Here is an 8,371-nt window from a genome sequence, read left to right as displayed (position 1 = left end):
CAATGCTCCACATAAAACATATGATTCTCGACATAGGGAAATACCAGTTCTGCCGTACCATGAAGTTGATCAAAGGTCTGCCGGTCTTCATCTGTTTTTAACAAGCCTCTGTATTCCACAATAAGTTTTTTACGTTCGATTTTTATTTGTTCAAGGGGCCTGTCTATGGATTTACCCTCATTGAGTTTGCCAATGTATATTCTAACGGAACTTAAAGGGATATTCAGGTTGTCGTTCCATGAAACATCTTGATGATACCATCCGGTTCCTGTTGAAATATTGAACCATGGATATTTAGCTTCATCCCATGCAGCGACCCATTTTTTACCATTTTCAGAACCCTGAAGTTCCGAAATCACATCGTCAATATCCTTGGTATCTCCTCCGATTTGAGAATCAATGCCCAGCTCAATCGCCAATTTAGCCAATTTTCTCAATTCATCATCAGGCCTGTACAAAATAACATCAATTCCTGCGACCATCTGGGTGACTTTTTGGAGGGGGATATCAGGAAAGGCTTTGGTACAAAAATCAACAAATGTGACATAGGAGGCATATCCCAAGTTTAAAAACTCAAAATGATACTGCCAGCATCGAATGCCCAGGTCTATAAGCTTGTCATAGTTCTTGAGCAGTTCATACCCGCTTGAGGTGCCAAGTCCGTTTTTAACCACTGAGATATCTTCCATGTCCGGCAGGGAGGCAATTTCAAGATTTTCAATTTCTGAAATAATCCCCTTCATCTTATTTTCCCATTGATTATGGAGGTCATCCCAATTTTCATAATAATATCCGGCTCTTTCCATGAACATGGGGATTCTTTTTTGAACCTCTTCAGGATCAGTTACAGGTACCGGAGAAATATAAACATTTCCATTGATGATTCTATGATCTACTCCATAAACCGGTGGAACACTGAAAATCCTGGTATTAAACTGTGACAATGCCAGAAACCATGCCTCATCCCAGATAATATCAAATGGATACAAGGGTTCAGGATAGTGAAGAGCATCGTTGAACCAGAACGTATTGTTCTCATACTCTTCCCTTTCTTTGTCTTTAGTCGAAAAAACATAATGATACGGATACATTCTCTCCCACCCTTCAGTGCCGGGTATTGCTTCTATTTCGTGGGGATTGGGAAAACTCTTATCGGCCATTTTTACCTCCATAAAATTTAAATGTTAAAAAACCGACTAACTGAAAACCTGATCCATACTTACAAAAAAAATACCGGGGAAAGATGACGATAGGAGCCGTCAATTTATAAAACAAGCCGGACTCAATCTTGAAAACAAGTATGTTGTATGTAGTAATATGTGTTGACAAAAAAAGTGTCAATTCATATAAACTTATGGCTTTTATAAGATTTTCTTATGGTAGATCTTTTTCAGAGTACAACCTTAAGTTGAGGATTGAGACACATGATCAATTTGAATCAATTGAGGGCGTTTTATTATGTTGCAAAGCACTCAAGCCATACTATTGCCGCTGAAAAACTTTTTATTTCCCAACCTGCTGTAACGGCCCAGATTAAATTGTTTGAAAACTTCCATGATATGAAATTATTCAAAAAAACAGGGAGGAGGCTTATTCTCACCCACCTGGGGGAATTATTGTTTGAACAGGCGGAACGCATTTTCAAGATTGAGGATGAGGTTGAAAATATTCTGAGCCAGATGAAAGAACTGAACCAGGGACTTCTGGAACTGGGATGCACCAAAGCCTATGCCAAACATATTATGCCGTCCATTATTTCAATTTTTCACAGGGCCTATCCAAAAATAAAAATCAGTCTTCAGGAAGGCAACTCAATGACTATTATCAACAGCCTTCTGGAATTTGAAAATGAAATAGCCGTGGTGGCTCAAATGGAAGTCAATGATCCAAGAATTAAATTTATTCCTTTCAGCATGGAAGAGATCGTCATCGTTCTTCCCGTAAACCATCCTTTGAAACAAAAAAAAGAAATTGAATTTCAGGACATTGAAATGGAACCTGTTATCATAAGGGGTAAAGGCTCTGGTACCCGGAAAAAAATCATGGACCTTTACAACCATTACAATGCCACCCCAAATATTTTAATGGAATCAAATAACACCGAATTTATTATGGACTTTGTGGAAGGGGGAGATGGAATATCCTTTCTGGTAAAACCCTCTATTGAAAAAAGAATAAAAGAGAAAAAGCTGATATCACGCAGTTTAAAAAACACCAAACTATTTCTTAATGTCAGTTTCGCCTATATTAAAAACACACCGCTTTCGTATGCTGCAAAGGCCTTTTTCGATGTCTTTAAAAACTCATTTATTGAAGAAACTTGCCAAAGTGGTGTCGTATCCATCATGGCAAAAATCCTTGCCGAACACCCCCAGAATGAATAACCCCGAAGCTTATCTAAAAAGACATCAGGGTTTACTTATCCTGATCAAAGCTTATTATCTTAAATAATATACATTATTGAACAAAAAGGTTGAAATATGAAAATAGCGGTTTTTTCCGATGTACACTCCTGCTATTCAAAAATGGCAGCGGTTTTTAAAGATATGGAAAATTATCAAATTGATCAATACATATGTCTGGGAGATATTATCGGGTATGGAGACCAACCCGAAAAAACCATTAACCTGTTAATGGAAAAAAAAGTAACTTCCGTCAGGGGCAACCATGAACTGGCAATGTTTGACAGGGATTATCTTGAAGTCTTTCCCAAATCTATCAAACAGCCCCTGCTGGATAATATCGCTGCAATCTCTACTAAATCCGTCCGATACCTTGAAAATACACCAGACTATTTAAAATTGGCAAACTGCCATTTTGTCCATGGCACGCCACCGGATAAATTAACCACCTATATCTATGATGTCACGGATTACTATTTGAAATCCCTGTTTAACAATTCCAAAGAACAGTTTTTTTTCACCGGCCATACCCACAAATTAAAGTTGATCACCTACAAAGACCAAATCGTATATCGCAGAAGAATCACAAAAAACTGCACCATCCACTTGGAAGAAAATCAAAAAATTCTTTTAAATGTTGGCAGTATCGGATTCTCAAGGGACGATTTTGAAGCATCAAAATATGCCATATTTGATACGGAAAATAAGCAAATTATCGTCAGGATGGTAAACAAGCCAGCAACTCGTTAAATTTTTTATCCAAGGCTAAAATCCGGGTTTCCTCGACACACCAAGGAGAGTATTTATCTGGATATTTAGCCGTTTCTTCCTGCCAAGCCTCCCATCTTATCCACTTTACGGCCTGTACTTCCTGCGGGTGAGGCACTACATTGCCGTCATAAAATCCAACAAAAATAGGACAAATTTCATTTTCCATAATATCGTCCTTTGAAAAACAATACCGGTAGTCTGAAATTTTTTCAACGGCATTTAATTTTATCCCGAGTTCATAGCGTGTTCTCCTTATTACAGCACTTTTATAGGATTCATTTGGTGACGGGTGGCCGCAACAAGAATTTGACCATACAAGGGGCCATGTCTTTTTATCTTCAGCCCTTTGCTGTAGCAGTAGTTCTTTCGTATCTTTCGTAGATTTAAACAAAAAAAGAGAAAATGCCCGATGCAAAGGTGTTCTTTTCGAGTGGACTGTAAGTTTCTTCTCAATACCTATTTCTTTGTCCTCTTCATCTACGAGTACCACATACTCTTCGCAACTTTCCATTTTCCATCTCCCGGCAGATTTTCATTCAAACATTAAAAAATGAAAGCGTCTGTCTTTATATTTCAGCACAACCGCATAAACGATTGAAGCGATACTGCCTTCTCTGCAATCATATAGAAAAAACAAATTTTTATAACCGACTGAAAATATTACGACTCATAATTTTAAAAAAATATCAAATTAAAAAATTCGAAAACCCAAGTATAAATTAGAGATAAAACGGCAAAAATGTCAATACATATAAACTTATAGGATGTATAAGTTTTTCTTATGGTGCTTTGCAAATCAATGTTAAAGGATGTCAATCAAGAAAAACTCAGTCACATTTAAGCTGACAGTATCCTTACAGACTAATCAAAGACTGACAGCTGAGCGTTGGCTTTTACGATTCTACCGTGTCCACCAATACGGATGATACGTCCGGTCTCGTCAACTACCGGAAAATGGATTGCCCGAACCTCTATGGAGGGCTCACCAACGGGAATCAGTCGCATATGAAAGATATTCGGCAGACCTATGGATAAAACTTTCTTAATGCGCTTTTGAAATTGAATCTTAAACGAAGATTCCACATAATTGACCAGGGAACGCCCCAGGATATCAAGGGATGACTCACCCAAGGTATTTAAAAGAGACGGATTAACACGAACAAGCTTATAGCTAGGGGGAGGAAGAAATTCCACCGATAATTTTCCCTCCCCCTGATCTATTCCGAGGCTGCTATCTTCATTCTGAGGAAATCATCCATTTTTGCAAATTTTGATCTGAGTTCCTCACACTCCTTCTCAAGACTGGCAAAGCGGTCTTTTTGGGAATCTTTTTTTTTCACCAGGCTGTTAAAGGCGGTCAAATTTGTGATCAAGGCCTGGGTGAGGTTCTTATCACCGGATGCAAGGATGCGGTAAAACATTTCACTTGCCTTGTTAAAACCTTCTTTTTGCAACAAACCGGAACCGGAAGAATATAGTTCTGAAAAAGAACCGGGTTCATCACTGTATTGTGTATCAAAAGCAACTGGAGACAAGGAACAATTGGTATTGGGAAATCCTACCTTGTTCATCGCTTTCTTGCTTTTATCCATATAGGGATAACTCTTCCCGGTAAGGAGCCAATGAAGGTTTACCTGTAATATTGTATGTATCCTTTGCAGGATATCCCCTTTTGGGATATGGTCATCATCCCATAAATTAACCGTGCTGACACCCACCCCGATCGATTCGGCAAATTGTTTATTTGATCCGTTGCATCGATCAAATATAATTTTTTTAATTCTATTTTTTAATGTCGCTTCCATTTTATTAGACTTTCCATCAAAAAAAACGATTTACACCTATTTTTCTATAATTCAAACTACTGATTAACCCAAACGCGCCAACACAAAATCACAGTTATGTTGCTATTTTTATAAAAAATTAAACATAAAATTATAATTTTATGTTGACATGGCCAAAAAATTAGACTATCAAGTCTGTTATAGCTAAAAGATTAGCGAATATAATCACTTGAGTCAATACATTTTTCACTCCGAATCAAATTAAAAATTCGGGCATTGTGGATCAAAAAAAACGGCAAACAAAGCTTAATATTTAAGACGACGACACCCAAACAAACGCAGTTCTAATTCATAACCTTAATAAGGAGATCAATTATGAAGAAAGGTAACATCCCTGTGCTATTGGTATCAACCATGGACACAAAAGAAGAAGAAACTCGCTATGTATATGAGTGCCTGAACAAACAAAACATTACACCATTGATAATGGATGCGGGAATACGGGGCGAAAGTCCTCCCGGTGTTGCCGTCACTCGAAGTGATGTAATCCGCGCATCAGGTAAAACATCCGATGAAATAAAAAACATCAGCAGTGAAGGCGAAGCAATGGAAGTAATGATAAACGGTGCAACAAAATGCGCTCTTTCCTTGTACAATGAATCAAAAATACAGGGCATTATAGGTTTGGGGGGCAGCATGGGAACAACTCTGGGCACTGGGATTATGCGGGCTTTCCCCATTGGTTTCCCCAAAGTCATGATCAGCACCATGGGAGCCCAAAACATGCGAACTTTTGTAGGAACCAGGGATATCCTCGTACTTAATTCTGTGTCTGATCTGGCTGGATTAAATCGTATGACGCGGAAAATACTCCATAACGGAGCTTCAGCAATTTCAGGCATGACAAATTTAACGCACCGGGATAAAAATTCTGAAACCCCTCTGGCATTCTTGACCACAATGGGTCCAACGGAAACATGTGCAAAAGCTATGAGACAAAAATTAGGGAAAAAAGGTATTGAAGTCGTGACGTTTCATTCCATTGGAACCGGCGGGGCGGCAATGGAAAGAATGATTCAGGAAGAAAAGGTAAACATGGTTGTGGATCTTTCCTTGCATGAACTGATGGATCGTCATTTTGGTGGGGCCTTTGATCCCGGCCCTAATAGAACTGCCTCGGCAATTAGGGCCGGCATCCCCACGATACTTGTTCCTGGAAACATGGATTTTATAGTTTCAGGCCCCATGGAACAGGCTAAAAAAAATTTTCCCGGTCGAAAATACCATAAGCATAATGCACATATCACATGCATGAGTACCCAACTTGAAGAAATACGTCAAATAGCCGAACTTCTTGCCGACCGCTGTAACAAAGGCACGGGGCTTATGGCCATGCTGATACCAATGAAAGGATTTTCCGACTTTAGTAAAGCTGGTGGCCCCCTGACCAACCCAGAAGGCCCTTCAATTTTTGCCGAAACATTCAAAAAATTCCTCAAACGGGACATCCTATTTGAGTGCTTGCCATACCATATCAATGATGAGGCTTTCATAGACGCCATTTTCGACTCACTCAATAAAATCAATGCGTTTAAATCAATTAAAAGGGCCGGTATTGGCACAAAAAATTCAACCCGTTATTTCAATAACGGAGTTAATTTAACTCGTTTTCATAGACCTGGAAAATCCCCTGCCCATTGGCTCCATTATATTGAAACCATTAAAAATTATAATCACCAGGAACTTGAAGGACTTGCACCTGAAATTAAAAGAAAAACAGCGTCATTCAAACCGTTAGCAATTCCTGACGTAAAAATTTCAGATATTGAAAGTTTCAAAAAAATAAAAAAAGAGACAAGCTTGATGTGTCAAAGCATTACCCAAACCTTTATGGCCATTAACCCACAACTTAAGGCCTTGATTACAGGCGGTGGAGGAATGGGAGGCATGCTGTCCATCGTTTCGGAATTTACCAGGCAAACGGATAGCACGACAAAATTTTCAAGCCCCTGCACATCAGAAGCGTAAAAAAAAATTAGAATATCAATTCATCCTGGTGCGGACATCAAATATTCGTCCGCACCAGTGGTACAAAATAAAGAATCCCTACCCGGAGGGCAGGGTTTTGAAATAACCCCTATAAGAGGTGGCAAGGAGTGAAGTGTCCCATCCAATTTATATTATCATTCTAATTGTTTTTCTTTGTTTTCTTAATATTTGACATACTTTCTAATTTTTTCCTCAAATGATTACCCCAATAGGATTTGTGTTTGAGATGCCTGAATTTATTGAAGACACGAATTGCAGATCTACCCTTCAGTGTACATGATCAATTTGTACGTTCAACTCAAAAACTTCACAGCCCTGTTGCTCTGAAAATGCCCTGATACAACGATTTGCCTCATCTGCTACTTTGCCAGTCAGAATCCTCAGCCGATATTTTGGTACAAAAACAATATGGTATTGGCAATGCCATATTGTATGTGATAGCTTTCTGAAACGACTCATGTGTTGCTCCTTGATTGAACTCGTGGGAACGATTCAAGCAGGAAGTAACATGGAGTCGTTTAATCGGCAAAGCCTTTCAACTCTGACCACGCCCAGAGGGCGTGGATTTTTACAACGGATTAAAAATATCATGTTATAAAGAAAAGTTTTCCAAATAAACCCTGGCATTGGGTTATTGAAAACACATGCCATTATATAAATGGTAAATTTGTCCGGATATTTAAAAATCACAAAGGCCCATAAGGATGTTGAATCCGTACAGACCTTATTATAAATACCTGGACACTATTTGTACAATTATTTCATGGCAACCACTTTTTTCCCACAGATATTCTTGTTTTTACCTGCTGAAGACTTGTTCATAAGTTTATCCAGTTCTGAATTGTCCCAGCGTTGAAACAGATCATGCTCAATGCCGATGTAGTCCAGGACTTTTCCCACGGACTGGTTAATAATATCATCAATGGTTTGGGGATGATGATAAAATGCCGGAACCGGCGGGATAATATGCGCCCCCATATCTGCGGCCTGGGTTAAAAGCCTTAAATGTCCTTTATGCAAAGGGGTCTCCCTGAACAGCAGTGCCACCTTGCGTTTTTCCTTGAGTTGAACATCTGCGGCCCGTATCAAGAGATTCTCATTATAGGAATTGGCGATTCCGGACAAAGTCTTAACCGTACAGGGCGCAACCACCATGCCCATGGTCAAAAAAGACCCACTTGCAACAGATGCGGCAATATCTTTATTGGTATAGGTGAAATCAGCCATGGCAAGAACGTCATCCACGTCATAATCGGTTTCTATCCTGATATTGAGTTTTCCAGCCTCTGAAATAATCAGATGGGTTTCAATGCCTTGATTTTTAAGGACTTCCAGCATCCTGACCCCATAAATCACACCACTTGC

Annotated in this window: 8 protein-coding genes and 1 pseudogene; 3 read left to right on the top strand and 6 right to left on the bottom strand. The window is 39.1% G+C overall.

Translation table 11 applies throughout. The features are described 5' to 3' along the window. Positions 1–1,160 (bottom strand): annotated as a pseudogene (locus BLT94_RS21315) (PEP-utilizing enzyme); the annotation flags it as partial. 264 nt (positions 1,161–1,424) lie between these two features. Here BLT94_RS21315 and BLT94_RS21310 point away from each other — a divergent pair. Both BLT94_RS21310 and BLT94_RS21305 read left to right on the top strand, forming a co-directional pair. Continuing rightward, entirely contained in the window at positions 1,425–2,384 is a 960-nt protein-coding gene (locus BLT94_RS21310; RefSeq protein WP_092238690.1) for a LysR family transcriptional regulator, read from the top strand. Positions 2,385–2,480: 96 nt separating this feature from the next. Next, positions 2,481–3,152, top strand: a complete 672-nt coding sequence (locus BLT94_RS21305; protein ID WP_092238688.1) for a metallophosphoesterase family protein — start codon at positions 2,481–2,483, stop codon at positions 3,150–3,152. On the opposite strand, the gene idi is transcribed toward BLT94_RS21305, so the two are convergent. The 3 genes from idi to BLT94_RS21290 all read right to left on the bottom strand — a co-directional run bounded on the left by idi (position 3,121) and on the right by BLT94_RS21290 (position 4,978). Then, entirely contained in the window at positions 3,121–3,684 is a 564-nt protein-coding gene (idi, locus tag BLT94_RS21300) for an isopentenyl-diphosphate Delta-isomerase (protein WP_092238685.1), read from the bottom strand. The genes BLT94_RS21305 and idi overlap by 32 nt on opposite strands. A 350-nt stretch (positions 3,685–4,034) precedes the next feature. After that, on the bottom strand, positions 4,035–4,367 hold the full coding sequence (locus BLT94_RS21295) for a PAS domain-containing protein (protein WP_092238682.1): 333 nt from the start codon (positions 4,365–4,367) through the stop codon (positions 4,035–4,037). Between the two features lie 23 nt (positions 4,368–4,390). Further along, the gene (locus tag BLT94_RS21290; protein WP_092238680.1) at positions 4,391–4,978 is read right to left on the bottom strand and encodes a helix-turn-helix domain-containing protein; all 588 of its coding nucleotides are present in this window, start codon (positions 4,976–4,978) and stop codon (positions 4,391–4,393) included. A 354-nt stretch (positions 4,979–5,332) separates the two neighbouring features. On the opposite strand from BLT94_RS21290, the gene BLT94_RS21285 reads away from it, so the two are divergent. Then, on the top strand, positions 5,333–6,985 hold the full coding sequence (locus tag BLT94_RS21285; protein ID WP_092238677.1) for a Tm-1-like ATP-binding domain-containing protein: 1,653 nt from the start codon (positions 5,333–5,335) through the stop codon (positions 6,983–6,985). Positions 6,986–7,273: 288 nt separating this feature from the next. Here the strand turns inward: BLT94_RS21285 and tnpA are convergent, their stop codons facing one another. Both tnpA and BLT94_RS21275 read right to left on the bottom strand, forming a co-directional pair. After that, positions 7,274–7,465: an IS200/IS605 family transposase gene (gene tnpA, locus BLT94_RS22715; protein WP_407641573.1), complete on the bottom strand. Its 192-nt coding sequence runs from the start codon at positions 7,463–7,465 to the stop codon at positions 7,274–7,276. Between the two features lie 297 nt (positions 7,466–7,762). Next, positions 7,763–8,371, bottom strand: a 609-nt coding sequence (locus BLT94_RS21275; RefSeq protein ID WP_139169101.1) for a UbiX family flavin prenyltransferase, incomplete at its 5' end; no start/stop codon positions are given.

Origin of the sequence: Desulfobacula phenolica (assembly GCF_900105645.1) — a bacterium.
In the GTDB taxonomy this organism is placed as follows: domain Bacteria; phylum Desulfobacterota; class Desulfobacteria; order Desulfobacterales; family Desulfobacteraceae; genus Desulfobacula; species Desulfobacula toluolica.
The sequence above is the reverse complement of the archived record's forward strand: the minus strand, read 5'-3'. Positions and strand labels throughout refer to the sequence as shown.